Genomic DNA, 26,332 nt, shown 5'->3' with positions numbered 1-26,332 from the left:
TTAGTTGGGAGTCGAGGTGCTTAAGGCCAGGGCATGGATGACTTCACTGGCGAGCTGATCTTTGAGGGCCCCATAAACCAACTGATGCTGACGGATTCTGGAAAGGCCAGCGAAGGCGTTTGAGATGACGCTCACCTGTAGATGGTCGCCACCACCAGTGAGGTCTTCAACGGTGACTTGGGCATCAGGTAGGGCTAGCCGGATCGCTGCACCCACCTCGTCGGATTGAACCATGGAGACCAATGTTGACTTCAAAGCTTGATGCTGGCAGATCTAAGTCGAAAGTTGACTCAGTTGGGAGCTGTCAGCTTGGCGCCGGCATAGGGGGTTTCTACGAAGCCCAGCTCCAGAAGGCTCTGATAGGCCTTTTGGCCTTCGGGGCGGGAGGGCGACATCACTCTCACCACTTCTACCAACACCGGTACAGCGACCTCAGGTTGGTTTTGTTGGCGGAAAAGTGCTGCAAGGCGAAGGTTGGCCTGGGCAAGGAGCCCCATGGCTTTACGCCCTTTGGCATCCATTTCGCGTGGGATACGAGCATCCAGACCGCGGAAGGCTCCACTGAGGTCTCGATAAAAGGCAAGCAGCTGCTTTGCAGCATCGCGAGCGTTGTCGTAGTCATTTCGGGCTTCAGTGAGATTTTCAGCGGATACAGCAGCATCGCCTTGATTTAGGAGGGCTTGAACTGCTGCCACATTGAATCCACCGCCCGCTTGGGCTAGCACCTTGTCATTGGATGAAGCTGCTGTTTGAGCTAGTGCTGAACCACCTGAGAGAAGTAGGCCAGCAGAAAGAGCCAGGGCCGTCAGCGGAAGGCGACAACGCATGAACTGAAGAACAGATGGGGGAAACTTTAAGGTGCTTTCTTGAGACGGCCTACTGCATGGAGGGCAGCTTGTTCAGCTGCATGCATCTTTTCTGACAACTCTGCATTGAAGCTTTTCACCGCCTCACGACCAGTCTCCAAGACCTTCATCGGTTCTGCGAAGCAAATTGATGCCCGTCCACAGGCTTTGGGAATGACTTCGCTATAGCCAAGACCAACTGGTACGACTTGGACATCAATATTTTGGCTTTTTGCAAGTTGAGCCAGACGTGCCAAACCTTGATAGAGCTTGATGGGTTTTTCTGTGCGATTGATTGTTCCTTCTGGAAAAACCACGACCTGTTGTCCATCGGCCATCAGATCAATCGCATAGCGCAGGCTGGTGAGAGAAGGTTTGCTCTGATTCACCGGGAAACATCCCAAGCGATGGAGAAACCATCCCTGTAGGCCCTTCATTTCATCAACAGTGACCATAAATCGACAATCACGACCTGTAACCCGACGGCCAGCGGCCATGGGCAACATCAATGCATCCCAGCGTGAACGATGGGTGGGAGACAGCAACACTGGCCCTTGCATGGGCAGATTCTCTTGACCCAGAACGATGCGCTCTCGAAAGTATTGGCGCAGGACGATGTCTTGCGTCGTCACCATGGCAACGGGGGCCAAAAAAGGGTCTATTGCGAGACCCAGGGAATTTTCACGAGTCGCTAGGGCCGAGGACACCGTCTCTGGCGAGTTCAAACATCCGAAGTTAAAGGCCAAGAACCTCTGAACCCAATGTTGATTGGGCAGTTGAACCGGCGGTCAAATCCCTTAGAGAGTAGAAGGCGGTCAATTATCCCCAATAGGATCAGGCCTGTTTCCCTTTCTTTATGGCCAGCCTAGGGGTCAACATCGACCACATTGCCAATGTGCGCCAGGCTCGCCAAACCGTGGAACCCGATCCAGTGCCGATGGCTCTATTGGCGGAACTTGGTGGAGCCGATGGCATCACAGTTCACTTAAGAGAAGATCGCCGTCATATTCAGGATCGAGACCTGGACCTGCTTCGGGCAACAGTGCGTAGTCGTCTCAATTTGGAGATGGCAGCCACTGCTGAAATGGTGGGGATTGCTTTAAAAATTCAACCTGACATGGTGACACTCGTACCAGAGCGACGGCAGGAGGTGACCACAGAAGGAGGCTTGGATGTTGCTGCCCAGCAGGGATCCTTGAAAGGCATGGTGGATCAGCTGCAGGTTGCAGGGATTCCCGTTAGCTTGTTCTTAGATCCTGTCTCTCAACAACTGGAGGCAGCTTGTAAGAGTGGCGCTCGTTGGGTGGAGCTGCACACTGGCGCTTACGCCGAAGCCTGTTGGGCTGATCAATCCTTTGAACTTGCACGCTTGAATGAAGCGACAGCAAGAGGCCGCAGCCTTGGCTTACGGGTGAATGCTGGGCATGGCCTCACTTATCAGAATGTAGAAGCCGTGGCTGCGATTGAAGGGATTGAAGAATTGAATATTGGTCATACGATTGTGGCCCGCTCGATCGCTGTAGGCCTTCAGGAAGCTGTAAGAGAGATGAAGCGTCTTGTCCAGAACCCCCGACGAGAGCCTCTATTCGGGTAGTCAGTAAGGATGAGTAGGCATTATTTATCTCTGCAAATTAATGGTTACTCAGTAAATATTTGATGCCGGGCATGTTGACTGAGTAAAAAAGATGAATCTGCCTGCAGTGATGGTGGTCTCGATCGTTACTGATCCTTCTACTGAAGCCTAAAACAGGCCCCTCCAGCATTGAGCAATCAGAATCTGAACAACCCTAGGAAGGTGCGACGTCCAGTCGAGTTCTCTGCGGAGGCTCGATCGTCCTGTTTGTAACGGGGCTTGGTTTCACCGATGGTAATCAGGGCCTCTTTCTCCTTCCACCAGATCCAGTCACGGATTGGTGGTGTGGTCATCAAATCTTCCCGGGTGAGACCAAGCTCAAGCTGGGCTGCCGCACCTAGAAGGACGTCAATCATGGAGTCTGCATCCTCGCAACGCGCCAAAGCTTCATTGGTGCGCTCAGCACCATTGAGGGATTTGACGAGTAAGTCGACTCGTTTGATGACCGGCAACGTGCGTGGATCCAAATCAACCACTTCAAGACTGTTCACCGTACGCAGTAGCGCTGACATATGGCTACTGCCCAGCCAGAATCTTGAAGAGAATGCTGCTGCGATTGTGAAGTCACCCCGCGAATGTCACTGGGTGATTGGGGATGTCCATGGCTGTTATCAATCCTTGGTAGAGCTCATCGCCTTGCTCCCCAGCTCAGACCAGCTCGTGTTTTGTGGAGATGTGATCAATCGAGGGCCGGCCATTAAGGCCACCATGTTGCTTGCCTGGGAAATGGTCTGTGGCGGTCGTGCTCACTGGTTGCGTGGAAACCATGAACAACACCTGATCGATTGTCTGGAGGTCGACCCTCAAGATGGCCAGGCTGCTTTGCTGGCGATTGACACGTACCGGCAATTGGGTGATCGCCAGGCTCGCGAGTGGTTAAGCCGCTTGAAAGGGCTTCCTCTTGTTTACAAAGCCAAGGGATGGATTGCGACTCACGCTGGCTTTGACCTCGATGGCAATCCTGATTTGAGCATTCGTCAGCGATTCTGGGAGGATTACGACGGTCGCTATGGACGCGTGATCGTGGCTCATACCCCTCGACCGCAGGTGGAGCGCCATCGCCATCTTGTGATGATTGATACGGGAGCTTGCTACGGGGGCTTGCTGAGCGCCTATTGCCCAGAACGCGATGCTGTTGTTCAGGTCTGCGGTGACCGCAAGTTGAATCAGCACCTTGCATGCGATGTCGACAAGCTCAAAGAGTCGTTCACTCAAGAGATGACTACATCATCATCCCTGGTTTCTACTAAGCCTTGCTGACGATCTACCGCAGCAACAGAGCGGAGTGGTTAGCTCGAGTGTTGGCGGAGCAGCTGCGTCTGGCACCACCAGGTCTATTTGACTCAGTGGATGTCGTGGTGAACACCTGGCCCACAAGCCGCTGGCTGGGGGAACAGTTGGCAAGCGTGAATGGCATCAGTGCTTTGGTGCGATTCCCTTTCCCAGGATCACGTTTAAGGCAATTGGTTCGGATGATATTGGGGATCGATAGTGATGTTGAAGATCCCTGGCGGGCTAGTCGACTCGTTTGGCCTCTGCTTGATTTGTTGCCACAGCTTTTGGAGACTGAAGAAGCTGCGCCATTGAGAGAATGGGTCAATCGGCAGCCATCTCGGCCAGGCCACCTTAACCGAGTGCAATGGCAGTTAGCCAGAAGCATTGCCGATGCCTTTGACGACTATGCGCTTTACCGCCCCAAGTTGATCCATCAATGGCTTGAGGGCAGTGATCGGCTTTTGAACTCATCGCAGGAGATGCCTTTAACCCTGCGCTGGCAACCCCAGTTGCTGCGTTTATTGGCTGAACGTTTGCAGGTTGAACCGTTCGGGATTCAGGTGCATAGGGCTGTTTTGAAGCTGCGCAGCGGAGACAACCCCGCCATGGCATTGCCAAGTCAACTGCGGCTGTTTGGTCTGAGCAGTCTTGCTCCGGTGCAAGTGGAGTTGATTCAGGCCCTCTCTGGTTTTGTGGACGTACAGATGTTTCTGCTGACCCCCTGCCCGGATCTTTGGCAGCGATGTCGTAGCAGAAGGGAGACGTTGGGGAATCAGTGGACCGAGCCGGCTGATGGTTTGTGGATGCTCGAAGCGCCGCGCTTAGAAGCCATCCTTGGACGCATGGGCGCAGAATTTCAGCAGTTGCTGGAAGGTGGCGGTGAGAGTCAGCTTGGCCAGTGGCAGGAGGGTGATCTATTCGCCGCGCCGGCCACCATGGCTTGTGAATCCGGGCAAGAACCTACGTTGCTTGAGCAGCTTCAGCAGCAGCTTGTCTCGCCGGAGGATCATCAACCTCTGCGACGCAGGCAAGAGGACAGTTCTTTGCAGTTTTTGGCTTGCCCTGGGCAATGGCGCCAGGTGCAGTTGGTCCGCGATCAGATCTTGCAATGGTTTGCTGCCGACCCCAGCCTCGAACCCCGTGATGTGTTGGTGATGACCCCACAGGTCAATCGTTTTGCTCCTCTGCTCGCCTCGGTGTTCAACGATGCTGCAGCCACTGGCGTGGAGCTTCCTTGGCGGCTCACAGATCGCAGCCAGCAGGACAGCCCTGGGCTGACGCAGGGGATGTTGCAACTGCTTCAGATCGCAGGAGAGCGGTTGACTGCCACCGCCCTTGAAGGCTTGCTCGCTAATCCGGCAATACAGCAGCAGCAAGGTTTCAGCCAGGATGATGCCAATAGCCTTAGTCGCTGTTTACAGCGCACAGGATTTCGCTGGGGACTTGATGCCGAGGAGCGTGGTGGTGATGAGACCCATAGCCTCAGCTGGTGCCTGGATCGCTGGCTGCTTGGCTTGGTGTTGCCCAGCACACCAGGTCTGGCCCCTGGGGGAGCAGCACCCTTCGCAGAGGGGCTGGAATCAGCACAGCTTGCGAAGTGGTGGCAGCTTTTAGCCCAGTTCTGCCGGCAGCTGAAAGAGTTTCGTCGTGCTCGAACTTGTGGAGCTTGGGTAGAGCTTCTACAGGGTTTTGTCGAGGAGTTGTTTGGTGATGGTGGCTCTTGGGCCTGGGAGCGGCAGTGCCTGCTGATTGCTTTGGAGGATTGGCGTCAGATTGGTGCTGACTGCCCGTTGCTGTTGGAAGCTGCTGTTGTAGCAGATGTGTTGAATGAAGCTCTCTCTGCAGATAGCGGTCGGTTTGGACATCGCACTGGTGCCCTCACAGTGAGTGCTCTGGAGCCGATGCGTGCCATCCCTCATCGTGTGATCGTGCTGATGGGATTGGACGCCGATGTTTTCCCTCGCCATCGCGAGAGAGCTGGCTTTCATCTATTGGAGCAGCAGCGTCAGCTAGGTGATCCACGCAGTAGTGATCAAGATCGTTATGTGCTTTTGGAAGCATTGATGTCGAGCCGACAGCATCTGCTGATCACCTGGAACAGCCGCGATGAGCACACGGGCGAATGTCGCCCAGCTGCTAGCCCTGTGCAGCAATGGCTTGGACGGCTGCAGCATGAGCTCAGCGATGAGACATTTGAGGGTCTATGTCGAGAACCAGCCGCCAATCCCCTTCAGCGCAGTAATTTTCTATCTCAGGGGAGCCAACCGCCTCCTAGCTGTGACCGTCGCCATTTCGAGGCGCGCTGCTGGTTGGATAAAACTCTAGCGCCACCACCCCTTGCCCTTGCGCTGCCTTTGCATTGGAGTTCGGTGTCATTGGAAGCTTCTGCGGTTATCTCATCTGAATTGTTGTTGCGCTGGTTAATCGCTCCCCAGCTGATTTGGCTGGAGCAATTTCAGGTAACACCACGTGAATGGTTTGATCCTGTTGAAGACCTTGAGGCCCTCGATCTAGATGAATGGCATCGGCATGGTTTGCTCAGGCAACGCTTGTCAGAGCTGCTTGGCCATCTCCCTACGGATGAGAAGGCATTGTTGCAGGGATCAGAAGCAGGTGATTGGAAGCATCGCTATGCCGGCCAAGGCACCCTTCCACCTGGAGCAGCTGCGACGCTGGAGTGCGAACGGCTCGAGAAGCGTTGGCAACATTTACAGGCAACGCTACTGAGCATGGGACCATGCTCGACACGACGTCTTGAATTGGCGGATGGCTCCAGGCAAATTCTCTGGGCTGGGGACACGGTCGTGGTGGTGCAACCAGGTCAGTTGAAGTCAAGGGGGGTGATGGAGGGATGGCTAAGCCATTTGCAGGTCTGCGCAAATCACACGCTTACGTCGGCAACTGTCGTCGTAGCCCGTTGTGGATCAGCAGCCAAGAAGGATCAATTTGAGATAGCTCTGCGTTGGCAGCCACTTCCAGCCGAGCAAGCAAGAGAACAACTCATTGCTTTGCAGGCTTTGGCCTGTCAGGGCTTGAGTCAGTGTTGGCCGGTGCCACCGATGAGTGGTTGGGCCTACGCCAACGCCAACAACAAATCGGCTGGTAGGGGTGAACAAGCCTTCCGTCAGTCTTGGAGTGGCGGATTTAATGTTCAGGGTGAGCGTGAACGGGCTGAGATGCAGCTCTGTTTTGGTCTGAACTGCGAAGCTTCAGAGCTTCTCAACAGCGCTGGTTTTGAGCAGGCATACACAAGCCTCTATGGCCCTTTGGTTGAGGCATTGGCGATCTAGAAGTCATTGCGGCTGATCATTGATTTGAAGGTCATGCAAGCTTTTTGCTATTCAGTCTGCGCAGACTTGTGTGAATAGATCCATGTCATGGCTTCGATGTCAAATTCTTCAAAGCAAAGCGCAGCAGAGTCTCTGGGTAAGGCTTTTTCTGGTTGGGGCCTGAGTTGGGGAGGCTGGCTGGATAATCGCCAGGGTGAGTGGTGGCTGTTGGCACAGATCATCCTGATTGCAGCCCATCTCTTGCCCCCTTGGCCTGCTTTAGAGCGTTGGGGGTATCACTGGCCATTGCCAATTACCATTTTTGGAGCCTGCCTATTTGGTGTGGGGGTGTTGTTAGCGGTTCAAGCGTTTTGGCGTCTTGGTGCAAGCCTTTCACCACTGCCTGATCCAAAGCCCGCTGCTGCCCTGGTGACGATGGGTGCCTATCGACGCTGCCGCCATCCGCTTTATCAAGCGCTGTTACTGTGTTCCGCTGGAGTTGCCATTGCCCTTGGCAGCCTGTTGCATGTGGCGTTGTTCCTTGCGCTGTGCCTTTTGCTGAGAGGTAAGGCTCGGCGGGAGGAGCGAAAGTTAATGATCTTGCATCCTGAATACAGTGCCTATCGAGCTAGTACTGCAGCGATCATCCCCTGGCTGCCCTTGCTGGACTGGCGAAGCTAATTGAGATTAAGGCTGCTTTAGAACAGTGATTGATTACAGCTATGGATTCAACGTGCTATGAAAGATCAAAGGGAAAATTCTTTGAGAATGTCTTTATTAATGCGATGGTCTGCTGATTGCGTTTTGTCATTAAAGAGACAGGTATTATAGAAGGGTGGAGACGGAAATGATATTTCTTTGACCAATCAGGTCAATGGATCTGGCATTCTCGGGTCAATGTTTGATAATAAGCTCAAAGGAAGTTTTGAAGCAGACTATATCAATGCAAATGAAGGAGACGACAAACTCTTTGGAGGTGGTGGGGCTGATGTTTTGACAGGAGGCAAAGGCTCGGACAGGTTTGTTTATCGCAATTACAAAGAATCAAGGCAAGGTGCACAGTATCGTGATGTGATCACTGATTTTAGCTCGTCTGAAGATGGCAAAATTGATCTATTTTCAATAGGAAAAGACTTTGTATTCATAGGATTATCAGATTTCACAGGAGACAAACGAGAAATACGCTTTGACAACGGAATCTTGCAACTTGGTACTCCTGGCTATAACAACAGCCCACTCTTTTAGATCCAGCTCCTTGGTGTCGACAGTCTTACAATTGATGATTTGATCCTTTAGAGGAGTTTGAGTCATTTAAGGAAAATACCTTTGTTTCTGCAATATGTTTGTTCCAGTTTAGAAATTTGACAGTTTTTATATTTCGATTTTTCTTTTAATCGCCTTTATACTCTTGCTTGAATATCTTAGATGTTGATACATCATGTTTAACCAGCTCCTTGATCGGCGACTTCCAAGCTAAATGACTGTTTCAGGTCTTCAAGCAGAGCAAATACTTCAGTTGAACGACTATCCCCTTCAACCAGGTGTTTGTCTTCTTGAAGCGAGTGCAGGAACAGGCAAGACTTTTGCTCTTGCACATCTGGTTTTACGCCTGCTCACTGAAGGCGGCCACCAAATGAGTGAACTGTTGGTGGTGACCTTCACTGAAGCTGCAGCAGCAGAGCTGCGCTCTCGCATCGGCAAACGCCTTGAGGATGCTCTTGAAGGTCTTGAAGCCCTCGATCTGGGCGTCACTGAGAAGCCGCCTGACCTTGTTCTCGAACAATGGCTCCAGCGCAAATGCCACGATGGTTCTCAACGGCATCAATGGATCTCCTCCCTCTTGGTAGCACTGGAGAGCCTTGATCTGGCTGATATCACCACCATCCATGGCTTCTGCAGGCGTACCTTGCGGCGTCAGGCTCTTGAGAGTGGTGCTGTCATGGACCCACGCCTGGATGACTCAGGACAACAACTTGTTCAAGAAGTTGTTCATGAGTATTGGCAGCAACAGGTCTTAGCTCTCGATGCCCAGCATCTACGCGGACTTCTGCATGCTGGCTTGAGCGTTGAGAACTTGGCCAAGGCGTTGCTCAAGCTCGATAGCGATCCCAGCTTGGCTCTCGAAACTCACCCCAGCAATCTGCAGGCTTCACAACCGCTAGGTAGCCAGTTCGATGCCTACCTTCAGCAGTGCTGGCAACAGTTTGTTGATCACTGGCATCGACACGGCTCTGAATTGGATATCGCTTTATCGAGCCGCGCTGCTGATTGGCGATCTCTGGGCGCTAAAGATACAAAACCCTTTAGCCCTAAACCCAAAAAAGATCGTTTCGCCATCCTCAATCACTGGCTTGAAGCTTTCTCCCAACAACCACAACATTCTGATCAGCCTTTTACTCCTGGCTACGCAGCGATCCGTGATCAATCCTTGCTCACGGATTACTTTCATCCAGCTGTTGTTTGCACTGTTGCTCGGCGTTGCGGCGAAGAAAATCCCAATCCTCTGATGCCTGCATTGCAGAGATCAATTGCTGATCTTTGTGATGGCCCTGCTGAACAGGTGTGGAATCATGCCTTGCATTGGGGGCTCTCTGCGTTAGCTGAGCGCCGCAGGCAGCGTGGTGTGATGAGCTACGCAGAGCTTCTCTCTGCACTGGATCCCAAGCCTCAATCTGAGACCATCGCTCAAAGCCATGCTGATCAACAAGCACCATGGCTTGAGGCGTTACGACAGCGTTATCGCGTCGCGCTGATTGACGAGTTTCAAGATACGGATCCTGTGCAATGGCGTCTGCTTGAAGGAGCCTTTGCACATAGTCCTGACCATCTTCTGTTGATGGTGGGTGACCCTAAGCAGGCGATTTATCGATTTCGTGGTGGTGATCTCAACACCTACATGCATGCACGTTCAAAGGTTGATCGCATCGACGCCTTACTTGATAACTTCCGTACAACGACTCCATTGCTTGATGGCTTGAACCACTTGATGGCTCCAGGTTTGAGGCGTTCAAAACTAAATGTTCCATCTTTGACTGCTTGTAGTGGAGCAACACCAAAGCCTTTGCCCCTTGGTGTGCACCCACTTCAACTGCTCAATCTTGATGACGCTACTCATCAAAAAGGCGCGCAACCTGCTCCATTGACATCTAAAACCAACCTGGAAGAACAGATCCCAACCGCTGTTGCCCATGCTGTTTTGGATCTGCTTCAGAGTGATTCATACAACTTCAGCCCTTCTGATATCTGCATACTTGTTGGTCGTCATCGACAGGCAGCCAGCATTCGCCAGGGCCTTGCTGTCGCTGCAGTGCCCACTCGGCTTGTTAGCCAGTGGGATGTTCTCACCAGTGAAGCGGCCCAGGTCTTACAACGTTTTCTGGATTGTTTGGCCAGACCCTCCCACAGCAGCAGTTTGAAGCTTGTGGCCTGTTCAGCTCTGATGCAATGGAATACAGAGCAGCTCGCTCATGCTGAATGCAATGGTGAGCTCGATCAATTAGCCCTTCGCTTCAGGAATTGGGCCATTAATCTTCCCCGCCTTGGTCTTATGGGCTGCCTAGCGGAGTTACTTGAAGGTCGCACAATGGCTGATCTCTCAGAACGCGGACGCCTTTTAGGCGACTTATATCAATGTGCGCAGCTTGTACAGGAGGTGATTCATCGCCAAGGCTTGGATGCGTCTACTGCAGCTGATTGGTTGCGTCGCCAACGACTACAACCTGTTGATCCGGTTCCAGAGGTTCGACAACCTCACAGTGATGTAGCCGAGAGTGCGGTTGCTGTGGTCACAGTGCATCGCAGCAAGGGGATGGAATATCCCGTTGTGATTTGTCCCTACCTCTGGCAAGCCCCCTCCCTCCCCCAAGGCCCCCTGTGGAGATCCGGCTCAGAGTCGCGTTGGTGTGTAGCACTCAACACCGGCTGGGGGAAAGGATGGCAGCTTTCACAGCAGGCTCATCAAGCATCCCTGCAGGAATCCGAACGTCTTGCTTATGTGGCGATCACTAGAGCCTGCTCTCTGTTGATGTTGATTTGGGCTCGGGGCGCCAAACAGGAAGGCAATCCCCTCAGCGCTTGGCTGTTTGGTGTTGATGCCATCGATGCAGCGATGCAGGATCTCACGCCAGAACGAATGAGTGCTTGGCTTGATCGCCAGCAGTTGCCGATCACTGTTGTTCCGGCTCAGCTGAAATCGATGCAACAGCGCTGGCAACCGCCGTCGCTTCAAGGTGAGTTAGCTCTTGGCCCAACACCGCAACGGCGCCTTGATCTGTCTTGGGGTCGCAGTAGTTATTCCGCTTGGGTGTCTGCTACACACACTTATGACGGCAGTGCTCCTGCTGATCCTTTGGAGTTGGAAGAAGGTCGAGATAGCGATCAGCAGAAGCTTGAACCCATGCTCAAACTTCAAGATCAGAGTGCGATTGCTGATGCCTCTCGCTCAACTCCAACGTTGAACTGGTCTGACCAGGGCCCTCTGCGGCAATTCCCTCGTGGTGCAGCAGCAGGGGATTGCTTACACCGGATTCTTGAACGACTGGATTTTTGCAAGCCATTGCAAGATCCGAATGCCGTCATCGTGATTGAAGAAGAGCTACGACGCGCAGGCCTTGACATCACTCTGCTCGCCTCAGTTCAGGATGGTCTTGACAGGGTGTTGAGTACTCCAATTGGTGGTTCCCTGGGAGGCTTGCGACTGAATCAACTGCATGGTCAACGTCGCATTCATGAACTCAGCTTCGATTTGCCAATTGCTCATCAGGGCAAGGTGTTGCGTTCGTTTGATCTAGCCAGTGTTTTTCATCTGAATCCATTGGCTCGCTTTGGCTTGCCCTATGCCGAAATGATTAAAGGTCTCAATGTTTGCAGTCGTGGTTTTCTTACCGGTTCGATTGATCTTGTGTTCACCGATTCAGAAGAATCTTTAGAAGCTCGTTGGTGGGTTGCTGATTGGAAAAGCAACTGGATCGGTCGGCGTGATCCAGAGGGGCAGGCTGTCGCTTGTGGTCCGCTCCATTACGACGACTCCGCAATGGAGCAGCAGATGCTCCTTCATCATTACCCTCTTCAAGCCCATCTATATTTGGTCGCGCTCCATCGTTTTCTGCGTTGGCGGTTGCCAAGTTACGAACCACAGCGCCATCTAGGTGGATACGTCTACGTTTTTCTTAGAGGTGTTCCAGGTGCTAAGGCCATCAACGGTCGCTCCTTTACTAAACCAGTGCCTGGCTTGATTGTGGAGCCCGCACCATTGGAGCGGGTTTTGCTTTTGGATCGCTTGCTTAAGAACGGAGGACAATGACTCGCAGCGATTTATCCACTTGGCCATCAGGCTTTCCCAGAGCACTGCATCAAACGTTGTTGAGGCGTTTCCCGCCCAAGGCCTCATCAATTCATCTCGAGGATTTGGTCAACGCCTTGATGGATGCATTAGCCCGCGGTGAGCTGCAGCTGAACCTCACTGCGGTGTCTCCCCCTCAAGAACTCAAAGCGATGGGATGGCCTGAGGCTCATTACCAGGCCCTGCTGGCTAGTGGCTGGCTGGAAGGCGCGGCGTCTCCGATGGTTTTAAACGGCAATCAATTGAGTTGGCGTCGTTGGCATGGTGACATGGACGTTGTGATCAAGGAGTTGATCAACAGGTCAAATGTTGATCAACCGACTTCAATCTGCATCACACCATCGCAACATCCTGCTTTGTTGGATGGGCTTAACCCTGAACAGCAGGCTGCCGTAGAAGCCATTGATCACCATGGCGTGGTGTTGTTGAGTGGCGGTCCGGGTACGGGCAAAACCAGCACCATCGTGCAAATGTTGGCGCGGGCAGTCACGTTGAGACCAGGCCTGAAGATTGGTCTTGCTGCTCCCACAGGCAAAGCAGCAAGACGCCTAGAGGAGGCTGTTCGCAAGGGGCTTGAGACAATCTCTCCCCCCCAGCGGCAGGCATTGACCAGCCTGCCTTGTAGCACCCTTCACCGCTGGCTTCAGGCCAGGCCTGGTGGGTTTGCTAGGCATCAACAACACCCGCTAATGCTTGATCTCCTCGTTATTGATGAGATGTCGATGGTAGATCTCACCCTGATGCAGGCGTTATTAAACGCTCTTCCTGTTGATAGTCAGCTTGTAATGATTGGTGATCCCGATCAGTTGCCTCCAGTTGGTAGTGGAGCGGTTTGGCATCAACTCCAACAGGCGGATATCCGCCAACAGTTCAATCATGGTGCCATTCATCTGCATCAGCTCTATCGCAACCGCGGTTCACTAGCAACGTTGAGCAGAGTTCTGTGTGATCAGGGCCTGTCTGCTTTTTGGCAACAACTTTCTCTTCTGCCCAAATCAGCGAATGTTGAGCAGCATCAATGCAACCTCAGCAGCATGCCAAGCTTTTTAGTTCAGCACTTGCAGGAGCACAGCAGAACACTGCAACGACTCACTGCCGAACTGATGCTCGAGCTGCCAGATGATGCTTATACCTCAACCATGCTCAACACCAATCTTGCCGTTGCAGCTGAGTCTTTGCTGGATTCTCTCGAGCGGTTGATGGTGCTTTGTCCGAAACGTCGTGGTTTTTGGGGAGTCGATCATGTGCATCGCGCATTGTTGGGTCAAAGCCTTGAGGCTGGAGTGATGCGCTGGCCGTTGGGAACGCCGGTGATGTGTTGCGAGAACCAAGCGGAACTGGGGCTAGCAAACGGTGACGTTGGCTTGGTGGTTGGTCAAGGAGACAATCTCCGCATCCTGTTTCGCGTGATCTCTGAGCAGGGAGGGCTGACCACACGCTTCATCCACCCGGCCCGATTGAGCGTGGTGGAGCCAGCTTTGGCTCTTACGGTTCATAAGTCTCAGGGGAGTGAGGCTGATCATGTCATTCTTCTCTGGCCGGAAATCACAGCTGTGTCTGCTACCAGCGCTGATGGTTGTGAGAGCGCTTCTCGCTTCGAGAGGAAACTTCTCTACACTGCTATCACTCGCGCGCGACAGCGAGTGGATCTCATTACTGCAATGCCATCTGCTCGTAGTGACGGCTGAGGCTGACGCCGCCATGCTGAACGCAACTGCTAGCAGAGGCATGAGCAAGCCCCCCCACAGAGTTGAGCGTCCTTGGGGTTGGTATGAAGATCTGCTCGAAGGAGAGGGTTATAAGGTCAAGCGTTTTTTGGTCTTTGCCGGTCAACAGCTCAGCCTTCAGCGCCATCAACATCGCAGTGAAAATTGGACTGTGGTCTCAGGCCAGGGGCAGCTTTTCTGTAAAAACACTTGGCACAATGCTCAAGCTGGCACCACCTTGTATATCCCTCTGGGAGTGCTTCACCGAGCTCGTGGAGGCCAAAGCGATTTAGTGGTCATTGAGGTTCAGCATGGTCAGCTATTGCAGGAATCAGATATTGAACGCCTCGAGGATGACTACGGACGGGTGATAAGTTAGGCAATCAACCTTTGAAGAAAAGGCGAGGCAGCACAACGCGGGTATCCGCGTATGGGGCGTTGTCTGCCTGATTTAAAGGATCAATCAGGCAGACAACGCCTTCTATCAATGACCCATACAAAAGCGCACGAGGATGTCTCGTGTTCCCCTGAAAAGAGTGCGTCTGAGATCTCTTCAACGAGCTCGGATGATGGTTTGACGACTGAGGCTGAGGCCACCAATCAAAACAATTCAGGGGATGGCTCGGTCGCAGTAGCCGCTGAGGCCTGTGAAGAGACTGAAGCGACAGAGTTAGTTTCCGAATTCGATTGTTTTGGCTTTAGCGAGCCGTTGCTCAAGACCCTTGCAGAAAAGGGTTATAAGCAACCCTCCCCAATTCAGAAAGCTGCTATTCCAGAATTGATGCTGGGTCGTGATCTAGTTGGTCAGGCTCAGACTGGAACAGGCAAAACAGCCGCTTTTGCATTGCCCCTGATCGAGCGGCTTCATGATCATGGCAGTCGTCCCCAAGTGTTGGTGCTGGCCCCGACCCGGGAGTTGGCGATGCAGGTCGCGGATTCGTTCCGTGCTTATGCCGTTGGCCATCCGCATCTCAAAGTTTTGGCGGTTTATGGCGGAGCCGATTTCCGCTCTCAGATCAATACCCTCAAGCGTGGCGTGGATGTCGTGGTAGGCACCCCGGGCCGCTTGATGGATCACATGCGGCAGGGCACTCTCGACACCTCTGGTTTGAGGTGTTTGGTGCTTGACGAAGCCGATGAAATGCTGCGTATGGGTTTCATCGATGATGTCGAATGGATCCTGGAGCAGTTGCCTGAGGAGCGCCAGATGGTGTTGTTTTCGGCAACGATGCCATCAGAGATCCGTCGACTTTCGAAGCGATACCTACACGAACCAGCAGAGATCACGATCAAGAGCCGTGATCAGGAGGCTCGTCTCATCCGTCAGCGATGTATCACTCTCCAGAACAGCCACAAACTTGAAGCCCTTAGAAGGGTTCTTGAGGCTTTCACTGGTGAGGGAGTGATTATTTTTGCCCGCACCAAGGTGATCACTCTCACCGTTGCTGAGGCACTGGAAGCCGCTGGACACGATGTTGCCGTACTGAACGGGGATGTCCCTCAAAACCAACGGGAACGAACGGTTGAACGTTTGCGCAAAGGCAGCGTGAATATCTTGGTTGCTACTGATGTTGCCGCTCGAGGTCTAGATGTCGATCGCATCAGCCTGGTGATCAACTACGACATCCCCTTTGATAGCGAAGCCTATGTGCATCGCATCGGGCGTACCGGCCGGGCTGGCCGCAGTGGAGAGGCTATTTTGTTCGTGAACCCTAGGGAACGTCGCTTTGTGGGCGGCTTTGAACGTGCTGTAGGTCAACCCATCGAACCGATGGATATCCCCAACAATGCAGCGATTAACCAGAGTCGTCTTGATCGCCTTCGTCAACGTCTCACCACTGCCGCTAAGACGGAGAGAGATAACTCCGAGGAGACAGCCCTTCTCCAGGAGCTAATCCAGCGTGTTGTGCAGGAGCTCAGCCTCAGTCCAGAGCAATTGGCTCTAGCAGCATTAGAGCTTGCTGTTGGCCCAGGCCCAATCTTGGTGCAGGCTGATGAGGGTTGGTTGCAGCAATCAACTCAGCGAAACCGTCGCAACGATCGTCACGAAAGTCGTGGAGGCTCTGGCCGAAGGCCTGAGCGTTCATCGAGACCGCCGGAAGATCACATGGAGCGCTTTCGTGTGGAAGTCGGTCATCGCGATCGTGTTAAGCCTGGCAATCTGGTTGGTGCCATCGCCAATGAATCCGGGCTAGAAGGACGGATGATTGGTCGCATTCAGATTTTTGAGTCGCACAGTCTTGTGGATCTTCCCAAAGGAATGCCTGAGGATGTTTTTAAAGATCTAAAACGTCTCAAGGTGATGAATCGAGAGTTGCATATCCAGCGTGCTTCTTAATTCAGCGTCGATGGCTCTTTTGCAGCGAATCTGCCTATCTATCAGTCTGAGCAGTGTCCTTTTTGCTATGTCTACGGCTGATGGTTTAGCTCAAAGCAGCGAGGATGAAAACGCTATTACCACAATGTGTTTGCTGGGTTTTAACGCAGCTATGGCCAATGCAGGTAAGACGCCCCCTGCAGGGATGGGCCAGTTCACCTGTCAATGTTTCCTAGATCAGGTGAATGCCGGGGAATTCATCAGTTCAGCTCAGTCCAAATGCGAAGCCAAGGCAGGTGCCCACTACGACATTTAAACCTCCTTTTAATGTATTGATCTGAATATTGGCCTGAAAGCGATTTAGATCAAGAATCTCAGTCATTCTGATCAATACGAACGGTACTTCCTCAATAGTTCTGTTCTGTTGATAAGAATGTTAGGCCGATTCTGATGATTCCCTTGGTTCAGCACACCATCGCAGCTGCAACCAAGATTGAGAAGAAGGACAATCCACTCTAGAGCTCGTGATTGGCCACTTTTGACAATCGCCTGATTTTGTCGCCAGACAACAGTTTGTTTGTATGTCTTTTGGCTTTTTGAGAGCTTCTGACTCGCTCCCCTGTAACTTAGGTGAGCATCAGCATCAGCTCACCGGCCCCAAACGGCTCGCTCCCTAGGCTTCGGCTTTCCAGCTCCAGCATTCAAGGACTTTCCTTTTCGGACCAAGGCTTCACTGATCAAATCCCATCGGTCCTTTTAGGAATGACCATTTACATAGGCAACCTCTCTTTCCAGGCGGAACAGGAGGACTTGCTCGACCTGTTCAGCCAATATGGCGAAGTCAAGACATGCAGCCTCCCTCTCGATCGAGAGACGGGGCGCAAGCGTGGTTTTGCCTTCGTTGAGATGACAAACGATGCAGACGAACAAAAAGCGATTGACGATCTTCAGGACGTTGAATGGATGGGGCGAATGATTCGCGTGAATAAAGCAACACCACGTGAACGCACAGGTGGCGGTGGTGGCCGTGGTGGATACGGCGGTGGCGGTGGCGGTGGCGGCAACCGCTGGTAAATCAGTAGCCTTAGCCCTTTCAATAAGGCCACCCTGTGGGTGGCCTTATTCGTCTTAATAAGTTTCTTCTGGATCGATTAATTCGAGCATTAGATCCTTTTGCCAAGCCCGTTGGTGGAGCTCTTCGCGGTGGTTAACCGCTTCATTGCCAGAACGAATGTCGTTTTGCAGATTTGGAACCGCTGCTCGAAGGCTGAGCCTGCGTTTCTTTGCGGTGAAGCGATGGAATCGATTGAACGCTCTCGAACGGATCATCGAACCTCCTTCAAGTCTTTAAGTTCTACCCCCTTTCAGGCCAAATGAACAGTTCAGACGGGATTGCTTAGCAAGGTTTCAGCTCAATGTTTTGATCCGAAACCTTGTAGCGCTTGAATGAAGGTAGTGCCCAAGGTTTATGGATTCTCGCGTTCGGCGCACTGCAAGTCCCCTGAGAAGGCTGCTCAGCAGCCTTAAGCCTCATCGGCGCCTGATTCTTGCGGCAACCACTTGCTCCATTCTCAACAAATTGTTTGATCTCGCCCCACCGGTACTCATCGGTTTGGCCATTGACGTCGTCGTACACGAGCAGACCTCCTGGTTGGCGAATCTTGGCTTTAGCACTGTCCCTAGCCAATTGGGATTTCTTGCGTTGCTCTCCTTTCTGATCTGGAGTGCTGAATCCTTCTTTGAATATCTTTATGGTGTGTTGTGGCGCAATCTCGCCCAGACAACTCAACACAATCTTCGCCTGAAGGCCTATAACCACCTCCAGAATTTGGAGATGGCGTTTTTCGAGGCAGATAGCAGTGGGCGGCTGATGGCTGTTCTTAATGACGACATCAACCAATTAGAACGATTTCTCGACTACGGGGCCAATCAGATCTTGCAGTTGATTACAACTGTGCTGTTGGTAGGTGGGGCGATGGTGTTCGTCGCTCCAGGCGTTGCCTTGTTCGCCTTTTTGCCTATCCCAGTGATCTTATGGGGATCAATTCAATTTCAGCGGCGGTTGGCTCCGCGTTACCGCGAGGTCAGAGATAAAGCTGGTGAGCTGGCTGCTCATCTCAGCAACAACCTCGGTGGGATGTTCACAATCAAGAGTTTCGCTACAGAAGCCTGGGAACTAGAGCAAATTCGCTATCGCAGTGAGGCCTATCGCTGCAGCAATAAGCAGGCAATCAAACTTTCAGCAGCCTTCATTCCTCTGATTCGCTTTGCGATTTTGTTTGCCTTTTTGGCCATCTTGGTGATCGGAGGCCTTCAGGCATGGAAGGGGCAAATGGCTGTTGGGCTTTACAGCGTGCTCGTTTTTATTACACAACGCTTGCTGTGGCCTCTTACAACACTTGGCCGCACACTTGATGAATATCAGCGTTCAATGGCCTCCACCAATCGTGTGCTGGATTTGATCGATACTCCGATTACCATCGTTGAAGGATCACAGCCGTTGATAACAGCACGAGTGCGGGGCGCTTTGTGCTTTGAGGATGTGGGCTTCCATTACCAAGGCCGTGCTCCTCTTCTAACTCACTTTAATCTTGATATTCCCGCTGGCTGCACGATCGGCATTGTGGGAGCTACAGGGTCAGGAAAAAGCACCCTGGTGAAACTCTTGCTGAGGCTTTATCCACTCAGCTCTGGACGGATTCTTCTGGATGGACAGCCGATTGACATGCTCAAGTTAAGGGATCTACGTCGTTCAATCGCACTGGTCAGTCAAGAAGTTTATTTATTTCATGGAACAGTTTCTGAAAACATTGCGTATGGCAGTCCCGAGACAACTCAGGAAACAATTGATGATGCGGCAGATTTGGCTGAAGCCTCAGAGTTTATTAAAGCCCTCCCGCATGGTTTCAATACGTTGGTGGGTGAACGTGGGCAACGTCTCTCTGGTGGTCAGCGTCAACGAATTGCCCTGGCTAGGGCAATTCTCAAGCAGGCACCGATTCTGATCTTGGATGAAGCCACCGCTGCCGTTGATAATGAGACAGAAGCAGCGATTCAACGTTCATTGATGCATATCACCAAAAACCGAACCACTGTTGTGATTGCTCATCGTCTTAGTACGGTGAGGCATGCAGATCAGATTATTGTTATGGATCAAGGTAATATTGTCGAGCAAGGTACTCACGATTCACTTTTGAAGCAATCAGGTATCTATAGGGATCTCTGGCGAGTTCAGGCTGGGTTACGTGCTGACGAATTGCTGTTGGCCTGAATCAACCCTTGCCGAGTCTTTGGTCTATCATATTTGTGAGATATCTTCTGATTAGCACAATATCCATATGGCATAATTGTCTCGTTGTTAATCAGTTTCAATATAGCTCATCTGGTTGTCTTGTCGACATAGGTTGCCAAGAAGAGGCTTGATTTTTTGTAAGTTTTCGCTTCTTCTGCTGAGAAATAAAAGCAGTATCTTCTTTGCACTGATTAAAGATCTTGAAGCAAGCAACAGTTAGCAATTCAAATTGAGCTTATGATTAACTCTAGATGTTCAGCTAGATGTCCAACACAATTGAGCACTGGCTAGAGTGGTGTTTAAAGCGGCAGGCTACTTTTATTAGAGAAAAATCTAAAGGGCTCTAAGATGGTGATATGACTCCCAAGCATCAAGGCAGTTCTGGTTGGCGTTCTATGACCACTGCCATTGGCGTGGGCTTGATCGCAGGCCTGTTCCTTTCAATTCCACTCAGTCGATCACTCACGCAAAAGACTGCAGGCACAACCGCTCCCCTTTTCCCGATTAGCAATCCCTTTAATGCTTGGCAGGGCTTTGGTAATCGTGATGTGGTGGTGCTAGGCATGGATGCAGGACGTGGTAACACTGATGTGATCTTCACAATTCGAGTTGCGGGGGGCGAAACAAGAATCACCCAGATTCCACGTGATAGTTATATTAATTCGCGTAATTTTGGGCCAATGAAAGTTAATGCTTTGTATGCATATGGTGGTATCGAGGCGGTAAAAAGTGAGTTAACTCGGCTGATGCATCGTCCCATTAGCCATCACATCCTTGTTAATCTTGAAGGAATCAGAACTATTGCAGACTTATTGGGAGGCATTGAGGTTGATGTGCCTAAGCGTCTTTATTACCAAGATCAATCCCAGGGTCTTTATATTGATCTTCAAGCTGGCCCTCAGGTCTTGAAAGGTAAAGATCTCGAGGGGTTTTTGCGGTGGCGCCATGATGGTGAAGGCGACTTTGGTCGTCTGGGTCGTCAACAACTAGTTCTCAAGAGTCTCTTTAGTACGCTAACTCGAGCTGAGAATCTTATTCGACTGCCAGCATTGATAAGTGCTGCAGGCCGTAACATCAAGACAGATATGGGGCCTTTGGAGCTTGGAGGTTTAATGACAGCAATGGGTACCACTGAACTTGAAACAACGCGGCTAGCAGCTACGCCATTCTTTAGTAATGGCATCAGTTACCTAGACACTGAATGGCCAGATGCTGCGGAAGCCAATGGCTCACTTTACCGATTCCTATTTTAAATCGATCGGTGGCAGATCAAAACTCAATCATTTTCCTTGAGCTTTTAATGGGAAATTTGCTATGAAGTGTTTGTTCAGCTTCAACTCCATGATATGCAAGAAATAGCAATAAAGACTAGAAGTTGGATTTTGCATCCAATTTATTAGCCTTGAGTAATAATTATTGCTATGGTGTGTTTTCTTTTACGGCCTTTAATGATCAGATTAAGAATGTAAATGATGTGATTACCTCTTCGAACAGCCCCTTGACTTTATTCCATCTAAACTCGTTAGTGCTTGCTGCTAATGTATATAAACGCCCCCGATCAACGACCACTGTTGCTAGCTCATGGCGTTCTCGATCTTCAAGATGAACGGTATACTCCAAATCGTAAAAGATGTGTCCTCCTACTTCACGCTGATTGGCGTCTACTAACTCAGCCTCTCGCCCACTGCCTTGAGGTGCAATCACTTCACGGCTTAAACGTTCCCCAATTGCGATTGGACTCCCTAGGGTTTGCAGATCTCCCTTTTCGTCAACTTTCGAAACAGCCAAACTTAGTGTTTCGTCGCTGTTGATTAAGTCGTGAAATACCACCTGAGGCCCTCCATTCATGCTCACACGGCTCCATCCATTGGGATAAAGGAATGCATAACGACCATCCGGGCTCTGGAAGGAGTTCATGCCTGCATATGAACCACTGCAGGCAGCGAGCAACATCACAAGCGCACAAGCGAAACCCACACGTGAAATGGTTCGCACAAGTTCAAGCATTGGAACAGAACCGGACTTGCTGACCATTCTGCCGGCGTACGGTCTTGGCTTGATCAACAATTGCCACCTGGTGAACTGCCAAGATTCTCAGTATCTGCGGCGGACCCCTGAGCGGCTTTACTCGACCCCTGGCTCGCTTGATCGACCAGTTCGAGCGTCTGCCTGGGATTGGGCCACGAACTGCCCAGAGACTTGCCCTGCATCTGTTGAGACAACCAGAAGATCAAATCCGCGCTTTTGCTGATGCACTCCTCGCGGCCCGTTCTCAAGTGGGTCAATGTCAGACCTGTTTTCATCTCAGCGCGGAGCCTCTTTGCGACATTTGCCGTGATGGCAAGCGATGCGATCAATTGCTTTGTGTGGTGGCTGATTCCCGAGATCTGTTAGCTCTCGAAAGAACCAGGGAATATAAGGGCCGTTACCACGTCCTCGGCGGACTGATCTCACCAATGGATGGTATCGGGCCGGACATGCTGCAGATCCCCAGCTTGATTCAACGCGTTGATCGTGATGGCATTAGCGAGGTCATTCTCGCTCTCACTCCCAGTGTGGAAGGTGACACCACTAGCCTTTACTTGGCACGGTTATTAAAGCCGTTTACTCAAGTGAGTCGAATCGCCTACGGCCTTCCTGTTGGTAGTGAGTTGGAGTATGCGGACGAAGTCACCCTGACTCGTGCGCTTGAAGGGCGTCGAGCGATGCAATAAAGCAATGTCTTCCACCCATCGCCCAACCCAATACAGCTCCATTTTGCCTACGGAGCGCCTTCCGGAATGGTTGCGGCGCCCCATCGGCAGCGTCTCCCAATTGGAGCAGATGCAGCAGCTGGTAAAGGGGAATCAGCTTCACACCATTTGCGAGGAAGGGCATTGTCCCAATCGCGGCGAGTGTTACGCAGCCGGCACAGCAACTTTTCTCCTGGGCGGATCGATCTGTACGCGTAGTTGTGCTTTCTGCCAGGTCATGAAAGGCCAATCTCCTCAGGCAATCGATCCACTCGAGGCAGAGCGAGTTGCAGATGCGGTGCAGCAGATGGGTCTTCGTTATGTGGTTCTTACTTCAGTAGCAAGGGATGATTTGCCTGACCATGGTGTGAGTATTTTTACTGAGACCATGGCGGCCATTCGCCAGCGCAATCCTCTTATTGAGATAGAAGTGCTGACGCCGGATTTTTGGGGCGGATTCGCTGATCTGGCCAAGGCGTTAGAGGCTCAGAGAGAACGGCTCACGCAGTTGCTCATGGCTGCACCAGTTTGTTTCAACCACAACCTCGAAACCGTTGAAAGGCTTCAGAGCAAGGTTCGACGGGGAGCTACGTATCGCCATTCTCTCAATCTGCTGGCTGCAGCGCGGGAACTTGCTCCCAACATCCCTACCAAATCAGGCTTGATGTTGGGACTAGGAGAAGAGCAAGAAGAGGTGATTCAGACTCTTGAGGATCTCCGTTCTGTTGACTGTCAACGGGTCACATTGGGTCAGTATCTGCGCCCTTCATTGGCACATATTCCGGTGCATCGTTATTGGCATCCCGAGGATTTCAAGAACTTGGCTGAAGTTGCTCGCAAGCTTGGATTTGCTCAGGTGCGTAGTGGGCCTCTAGTGCGTAGTAGTTATCACGCTGGTGAAGAATGATCTCTGCGATCCAATCCCCGGCAGGTTTGCCAACGACGCTGATTACGTTCCAGCACCTCACTGCAGCTTCCAACCATTAACGCTCCGGCTCCCCCCCAGATCATCCTGAGTGGGAAATCCATTGGGGCTGCTCCTAGCTCTCGGATAGTAAGAAATCCACGTTGCCGGAAATAACGAATTAAGCGATTGTGCTGGCGCCCTTCATCACAAATTGCCAGTAGTCGAGCCTGTTTGCAAGGAGTGGCTTCAAGTGCCCAGGTCATGGTGCCAACCCAGATGAGATCCCCTATTCCGGCGGGTGCTTCAGGATGAACACGCATTGTGTCGAGCTGTAATCCCTTCTCGCCTGCATAGGCCCAAGCCTTCATCTCACCCCAAAGTTGTATACGTTCCTCATCGAGAGCTTGTGCGACGACTAATTTTAAGGACCAGAGATTGAGTGGTCTTCTCACCTGCAGCCTCAAGAGCAGGCCGGCATCAGAGGCCTGCTTTTCTAACTCAATTAGACTTAGTTGAGTCATGACAAGGGAATGAGAGTGACAAATTTTTGACGAGTCAAGGCAATACATCCTAGTTACGAATGGCAAGCTGATCACAGTAATCGTAGAATTCAAGATGAAATTCAGCTTCTACTCTCTGCTGCCTGCCTTTGTTAATTGGCGGATTTTTTCCGGCAGAAGTTGATTTAGTGGCTCTTGATAACATCATTGCTAAGTTCAGGATAATAGAGCAGCATTTAACTGCAATATATGCTCAGAGCCATCATCTTCTCAAAGCAAGCCAGCGCTCTATGTATACAGTATCAGCATATCATTTCGCCAGGCAGCAGGTTAGTGTAAGCATGGAGTTTTGTTTTCGCTAATCTCATTTTAGGCTTATCAACTGTCTATTAAAACTCTAAATGTAAACGATCTTTTGGAAAGAAATCAGATGTATTTAGGTAAGTGATGGAAATTATCAAGGTTGCTTGAGTAATGAGCGTGAAATGGCAATGCCTAACATTTTCATTGCGTAGCTTATCCCTAGTCAAGTCAAGCCAGTTTCTTTTGATGGCTTTGAATTGCAGGTTGTGGAAACGAATAGTTAGGCTGTTCTGCAGTGTTTATAGAAGGTTTCTCAAGAGTCTGTTTGATTTTCTTCTTTCGCCACACTTTTATCGGTAAGCAATGGTCTTGTGAATAGGTCTTAAGGTCTTGCTTAGTTGAAATGCCTTTGCCCTAATAATGAAGCATTTAAAAGGCAAGCAAGTTGGGATTAATTGAAAAGGCCTAGAGGGTTAAGGCTTATTGATTTTTCTTCGATTTTAGTGCCTAAAACATTGATGAGCTGCTCTAAGAAGAGTCATCTCTATTGCTTAGCAGCTAATTTTAGACTTAATCTCAGGGTTTTCCTCTAAACATTGAGCTCACAGAGCTTTCCTCATGGATGCGCCAAATCGCTTCGCCAAGCATATTGGCCACTGAAAGTACCTGCAATTGAGGGAAGCGTCGTTCCGCAGCGATGGGAATGCTGTTGGTAACCAAGACTTGTTCGAATAAGCCTTCTTCGGATAATCGTTCGCAGGCGGGGGGCGAAAACACGGCATGGGAGGCACAGGCAATCACCCGTTTAGCCCCTTCTTGTCGAAGAAGACGAGCTCCTGAGCAAATGGTTCCCCCAGTGTCGATCATGTCGTCGATCAGGATGGCTGTTTTTCCAGCTACATCGCCGATCACTGTGAGACTTTCGGCAACGTTGTGACCTGATCGGCGCTTATCAATAATTGCCAGTGGCGCATCCCTCATTTGTTTCGCAAAGGCTCGGGCTCGTGCGACTCCTCCCACATCTGGAGACACCACCACGACTTCGTTAAGTTCTTGTGCTGCGAGGTAATCAACCAGGACTGGTGAGCCGTAGATGTGATCGCAAGGGATATCAAAGTAGCCCTGGATTTGGGCGGAATGCAGGTCCATGGCCAGGACTCTGTTCACGCCAGATTTCACCAGCAGGTTTGCGGTGAGCTTGGCAGTGATTGACTCGCGGCCAGCTGTTTTGCGGTCGGCTCTTGCATAGCCGTAGTAGGGAACTACAGCCGTGATCTGCCTGGCAGAGGCGCGCTGACAGGCATCAACCATGATCAGCAGCTCCATCAAATTGTCGTTCACTGGCGCGCAGGTGGGCTGAATCAGGAAGACGTCACAACCTCGGATCGATTCCTGGATTTGTACATAGAGCTCACCATCTGCGAACCGTTTGCAGATCCTTGGACCATCGGGAACACCTAGGTAGGCCGCAATCTCTCTTGCAAGAGCTGGATTTGAGGTGCCGCTGAACAAGCGCAGACGCTGCATGTCATAGCTGATGCTCTCTTGTTCGGTACGGGCTGCGGTCAGAAAACTCGTCACGTCGCCAGCGAGCAATATCAGCTGTACTCCGATGCTAGTGCTGCAAAGGCTCTCATCTCAACTTCTTCTCTATGTAGGGTCGCCTGATGATTGCTCCCATCCCTTTTCTGGTTGGTGCAGGCCCCCTCTCTGATGGTCGGATGCGGTCTGGTTGCTTGCTTTTGGCTAGCGCTTGGGGAGGGGAGTTACGCCATCATCGCTGCTCTGAAAATCCCCATCAGGTTCTTGGTTTGTTGCCTCCGGAGGGGGGAATGGTGCGACTGAGTGGTGATCCAGCCATGCTTCATCCAGATGGTGGTAGCTGGCTGGAGGCTCTGGGAGCATGGCGCCAGCCCACCATTTTGATGGTCTCGCCTTTGCCATCCGGGGAGATCCCTGGAGTGGCTCCTGCTTATGTAGCGCTCTGTGCGGCCCTCGATGTTCCTCTGATTGGGGCTCTGCAATTGGGTGGCCCATGGGACCTCAGCCTTCGCCGCTCTGATGGTTTGCCGTGGTTCGGTTTGCTTCCAGATGATCCCTCAGCTTTGTCAGCAGTCCCTAATGGGGGCTGCTTGCAGCAGGGGCCCTCTTTGGAGGAGGTCGTGGTGCAATTGCGTCGACGGCTGTTGCTGTCGTCCGATTGATGAGGCCC

General features: G+C 51.6%; 24 protein-coding genes. 16 read left to right on the top strand and 8 right to left on the bottom strand.

Annotated elements, in window-relative coordinates:
• Genes SIB68_RS04740 through SIB68_RS04730 form a run of 3 tightly spaced genes read right to left on the bottom strand, consistent with a single transcriptional unit; the run spans nt 1 to nt 1,591 of the window.
• Entirely contained in the window at nt 1-234 is a 234-nt protein-coding gene (locus tag SIB68_RS04740; RefSeq protein ID WP_011130466.1) for a BolA family protein, read from the bottom strand.
• 56 nt (nt 235-290) lie between these two features.
• Nucleotides 291-827 (bottom strand): hypothetical protein, encoded by a 537-nt coding sequence (locus tag SIB68_RS04735; RefSeq protein ID WP_063400279.1) that lies wholly within the window; start codon nt 825-827, stop codon nt 291-293.
• Between the two features lie 26 nt (nt 828-853).
• Nucleotides 854-1,591, bottom strand: coding sequence for a lysophospholipid acyltransferase family protein (locus SIB68_RS04730; RefSeq protein ID WP_063400280.1), 738 nt, complete (start codon nt 1,589-1,591; stop codon nt 854-856).
• Nucleotides 1,592-1,701: 110 nt separating this feature from the next.
• On the opposite strand from SIB68_RS04730, the gene SIB68_RS04725 reads away from it, so the two are divergent.
• The gene (locus tag SIB68_RS04725; protein ID WP_063400281.1) at nt 1,702-2,439 is read left to right on the top strand and encodes a pyridoxine 5'-phosphate synthase; all 738 of its coding nucleotides are present in this window, start codon (nt 1,702-1,704) and stop codon (nt 2,437-2,439) included.
• 176 nt (nt 2,440-2,615) lie between these two features.
• Here the strand turns inward: SIB68_RS04725 and SIB68_RS04720 are convergent, their stop codons facing one another.
• The gene (locus SIB68_RS04720; RefSeq protein WP_236066052.1) at nt 2,616-2,990 is read right to left on the bottom strand and encodes a hypothetical protein; all 375 of its coding nucleotides are present in this window, start codon (nt 2,988-2,990) and stop codon (nt 2,616-2,618) included.
• Nucleotides 2,991-3,036: 46 nt separating this feature from the next.
• On the opposite strand from SIB68_RS04720, the gene SIB68_RS04715 reads away from it, so the two are divergent.
• The 10 genes from SIB68_RS04715 to SIB68_RS04670 all read left to right on the top strand — a co-directional run bounded on the left by SIB68_RS04715 (nt 3,037) and on the right by SIB68_RS04670 (nt 17,460).
• Nucleotides 3,037-3,738, top strand: a complete 702-nt coding sequence (locus SIB68_RS04715; protein WP_081215508.1) for a metallophosphoesterase — start codon at nt 3,037-3,039, stop codon at nt 3,736-3,738.
• Nucleotides 3,732-7,043, top strand: a complete 3,312-nt coding sequence (locus SIB68_RS04710; protein WP_063400284.1) for an exodeoxyribonuclease V subunit gamma — start codon at nt 3,732-3,734, stop codon at nt 7,041-7,043. The genes SIB68_RS04715 and SIB68_RS04710 overlap by 7 nt, the downstream gene beginning before the upstream one ends.
• 96 nt (nt 7,044-7,139) lie before the next feature.
• A complete protein-coding gene (locus SIB68_RS04705; protein ID WP_236068932.1) occupies nt 7,140-7,703 on the top strand; it encodes a methyltransferase family protein in 564 nt (187 codons plus the stop codon).
• 177 nt (nt 7,704-7,880) lie between these two features.
• Entirely contained in the window at nt 7,881-8,267 is a 387-nt protein-coding gene (locus SIB68_RS04700; protein ID WP_155724937.1) for a M10 family metallopeptidase C-terminal domain-containing protein, read from the top strand.
• Nucleotides 8,268-8,499: 232 nt separating this feature from the next.
• Complete coding sequence (locus SIB68_RS04695; RefSeq protein ID WP_063400287.1) at nt 8,500-12,324, top strand: UvrD-helicase domain-containing protein; 3,825 nt, start codon at nt 8,500-8,502, stop codon at nt 12,322-12,324.
• The gene (locus tag SIB68_RS04690) at nt 12,321-14,051 is read left to right on the top strand and encodes an ATP-dependent DNA helicase (protein WP_063400288.1); all 1,731 of its coding nucleotides are present in this window, start codon (nt 12,321-12,323) and stop codon (nt 14,049-14,051) included. Before SIB68_RS04695 ends, SIB68_RS04690 begins: the two co-directional genes overlap by 4 nt.
• Nucleotides 14,052-14,064: 13 nt before the next feature.
• Nucleotides 14,065-14,448, top strand: coding sequence for a phosphomannose isomerase type II C-terminal cupin domain (locus SIB68_RS04685; RefSeq protein ID WP_063400340.1), 384 nt, complete (start codon nt 14,065-14,067; stop codon nt 14,446-14,448).
• 108 nt (nt 14,449-14,556) lie between these two features.
• Nucleotides 14,557-16,407: a DEAD/DEAH box helicase gene (locus tag SIB68_RS04680; RefSeq protein WP_063400341.1), complete on the top strand. Its 1,851-nt coding sequence runs from the start codon at nt 14,557-14,559 to the stop codon at nt 16,405-16,407.
• Nucleotides 16,408-16,474: 67 nt separating this feature from the next.
• Complete coding sequence (locus tag SIB68_RS04675) at nt 16,475-16,702, top strand: hypothetical protein (protein ID WP_413681951.1); 228 nt, start codon at nt 16,475-16,477, stop codon at nt 16,700-16,702.
• 446 nt (nt 16,703-17,148) lie between these two features.
• A complete protein-coding gene (locus SIB68_RS04670; RefSeq protein WP_063400342.1) occupies nt 17,149-17,460 on the top strand; it encodes an RNA recognition motif domain-containing protein in 312 nt (103 codons plus the stop codon).
• A gap of 54 nt (nt 17,461-17,514) precedes the next feature.
• On the opposite strand, the gene SIB68_RS04665 is transcribed toward SIB68_RS04670, so the two are convergent.
• Complete coding sequence (locus SIB68_RS04665) at nt 17,515-17,715, bottom strand: hypothetical protein (protein WP_063400290.1); 201 nt, start codon at nt 17,713-17,715, stop codon at nt 17,515-17,517.
• A 139-nt stretch (nt 17,716-17,854) separates the two neighbouring features.
• Here SIB68_RS04665 and SIB68_RS04660 point away from each other — a divergent pair, with 139 nt between their 5' ends.
• Entirely contained in the window at nt 17,855-19,657 is a 1,803-nt protein-coding gene (locus tag SIB68_RS04660) for an ABC transporter ATP-binding protein (protein ID WP_063400291.1), read from the top strand.
• A 377-nt stretch (nt 19,658-20,034) separates the two neighbouring features.
• Complete coding sequence (locus SIB68_RS04655) at nt 20,035-20,931, top strand: LCP family protein (protein ID WP_063400292.1); 897 nt, start codon at nt 20,035-20,037, stop codon at nt 20,929-20,931.
• Between the two features lie 199 nt (nt 20,932-21,130).
• Here SIB68_RS04655 and psbP read toward each other — a convergent pair whose 3' ends face one another.
• Nucleotides 21,131-21,685, bottom strand: coding sequence for a photosystem II reaction center PsbP (psbP, locus tag SIB68_RS04650; RefSeq protein ID WP_063400343.1), 555 nt, complete (start codon nt 21,683-21,685; stop codon nt 21,131-21,133).
• Between the two features lie 137 nt (nt 21,686-21,822).
• Between psbP and recR the strand changes: the two genes are divergently transcribed.
• Nucleotides 21,823-22,392, top strand: coding sequence for a recombination mediator RecR (gene recR, locus SIB68_RS04645; RefSeq protein ID WP_011130449.1), 570 nt, complete (start codon nt 21,823-21,825; stop codon nt 22,390-22,392).
• A 4-nt stretch (nt 22,393-22,396) separates the two neighbouring features.
• Nucleotides 22,397-23,317, top strand: coding sequence for a lipoyl synthase (gene lipA / locus SIB68_RS04640; protein WP_063400293.1), 921 nt, complete (start codon nt 22,397-22,399; stop codon nt 23,315-23,317).
• Here lipA and SIB68_RS04635 read toward each other — a convergent pair.
• Both SIB68_RS04635 and SIB68_RS04630 read right to left on the bottom strand, forming a co-directional pair.
• Entirely contained in the window at nt 23,299-23,838 is a 540-nt protein-coding gene (locus tag SIB68_RS04635) for a hypothetical protein (RefSeq protein WP_063400294.1), read from the bottom strand. The genes lipA and SIB68_RS04635 overlap by 19 nt on opposite strands.
• A gap of 858 nt (nt 23,839-24,696) precedes the next feature.
• Nucleotides 24,697-25,701, bottom strand: coding sequence for a ribose-phosphate pyrophosphokinase (locus tag SIB68_RS04630; protein WP_063400344.1), 1,005 nt, complete (start codon nt 25,699-25,701; stop codon nt 24,697-24,699).
• An 86-nt stretch (nt 25,702-25,787) separates the two neighbouring features.
• Here SIB68_RS04630 and SIB68_RS04625 point away from each other — a divergent pair, with 86 nt between their 5' ends.
• Nucleotides 25,788-26,324, top strand: coding sequence for a hypothetical protein (locus SIB68_RS04625; RefSeq protein ID WP_063400296.1), 537 nt, complete (start codon nt 25,788-25,790; stop codon nt 26,322-26,324).
• The last annotated feature ends 8 nt before the right edge of the window (nt 26,325-26,332 follow it).

Source organism: Prochlorococcus sp. MIT 1323 (assembly GCF_047304905.1).
Taxonomy (GTDB): Bacteria; Cyanobacteriota; Cyanobacteriia; order PCC-6307; family Cyanobiaceae; genus Prochlorococcus; species Prochlorococcus marinus_D.
The sequence above is the reverse complement of the archived record's forward strand: the minus strand, read 5'-3'. Positions and strand labels throughout refer to the sequence as shown.